This is a genomic window from Paraburkholderia ultramafica (genome assembly GCF_902859915.1).
In the GTDB taxonomy this organism is placed as follows: domain Bacteria; phylum Pseudomonadota; class Gammaproteobacteria; order Burkholderiales; family Burkholderiaceae; genus Paraburkholderia; species Paraburkholderia ultramafica.
Window position 1 is genome coordinate 1 of the sequence record NZ_CADIKK010000138.1, and the last position, 1,445, is coordinate 1,445.

Here is a 1,445-nt window from a genome sequence, read left to right on the forward strand (position 1 = left end):
GGCCGAGATGGAATGGACACCGCCCTCCCTTCGGGGATGCAGGGGCCGGCAGAGAAGCGGAGGCCCTCCAGAACCGAACGGCATCAATGTGCCAGAGTGGAGTTTCAACACGTCCACTTGAGGAACGGAGGGCCCAAATGAATGCTACGACATACGGACTGGATGTTGCAAAGCACGTGTTCCAGATGTACTGGGTCGACAATCAAACAGGCGAGATTGCCAATCGGCGCTTTCGACGCGACGACCTGATCGCGTTTCTGGCGCAGCGGCCTGCAGGTCGCGTAGCGCTTGAAGCGTGCGGGAGTGCGCACTGGTGGGCACGTAAGATCGAGACACTCGGGCACGAGGTGGTGCTGTTGCATGCGAAGTTCATCCGACCGTTTGTCCAGACGAACAAGACTGATGCGGCGGATGCGCGGGCAATCTGGACAGCGGTACAGCAGCCCGGAATGCGAACCGTAGCGGCAAAGACCGAAGACCAGCAGGCGATGCTCGGTCTTCACCGGATGCGCGCGCTGCTGATCAAGTTTCGCACCATGCAGGTGAACCAGTTGCGAGGCCTCCTTTACGAGTTCGGTGTGTCATTCCGTGCGGGACGCGCAGCCGGTCTCGCCGAGATGCGGGCCCGCATGGCAGAGCTCGAGGATGCACTCCCGGGAACCATGTTCAGCAGTCTGCGCGACCAGTTGAGACGCATCGACGGCATCGAGCAGGATATCGACCAGCTTGAGAAGCAGATAGGTGGCTGGCACAGGCAGGAAGCTGCGTGCCAGGCGATTGCGGCGGTGCCTGGCATCGGCAGGCTTACCGCGACTGCGCTCGTCGCTACGATTGGCGATGCAAAGACGTTCAGGTCCGGGCGCGAGTTTGCATCGTTCCTCGGGCTGGTGCCCCGGCAGAGCGGCACCGGTGGAAAAATCCAGCTTGGGCCGATCTCCCGGCGAGGCGATCCGTATCTGCGCACGCTGCTGATCCATGGAGCGCGCTCGGTGATGTGTCATGCGAAAGTGCCGACTCCATGGCAGAAGGCGATCCTGGAGCGACGGCCCGCGAATGTCGCGGCGGTAGCCCTCGCCAACAAGATGGCACGCACCGCATGGGCGATACTGGCCCACGGCGCCGCGTACGATAGGCATCATATCAGCGCGAGACCTGTTTAGCAGGCGAGTAACGAAGGATGAGGTGAAGTATTGATAGGTTGCTGAGGTTGATTCACATGCGATGGCGAAACAGGTCGGACCGCAGGAACACAAACCTGAACACGGCCTTGCGCTTAAAAGTGCGTGGCCGAGATGAGGACGTTTCTGGCGAATTCCATCAGGGCCAGCGGGCTTCGGCTTGCATTACAGGCCGGATATAAGACCGCAACCGATACCTCGTTTGAGCATCGCACCAAGATCAATCTGGCAAACCGGGCGGTGTCCATATAAGGCCGTGTGAAAACG

Annotated in this window: 1 protein-coding gene; it reads left to right on the top strand. The window is 60.4% G+C overall.

What is annotated here, in order from left to right; genetic code table 11:
- Positions 1 to 137 precede the first annotated feature (137 nt).
- Positions 138 to 1,160 carry an IS110 family RNA-guided transposase gene (locus HV744_RS36545; RefSeq protein ID WP_175154082.1) on the top strand — a complete coding sequence of 341 codons (1,023 nt, stop codon included), beginning with the start codon at positions 138 to 140 and terminating at the stop codon, positions 1,158 to 1,160.
- Positions 1,161 to 1,445: the final 285 nt, after the last annotated feature.

Excerpts from the sequence above, each read along its gene's own strand:
- HV744_RS36545 (WP_175154082.1), top strand. The coding sequence starts at position 138 with ATGAATGCTACGACATACGGACTGGATGTTGCAAAGCACGTGTTCCAG.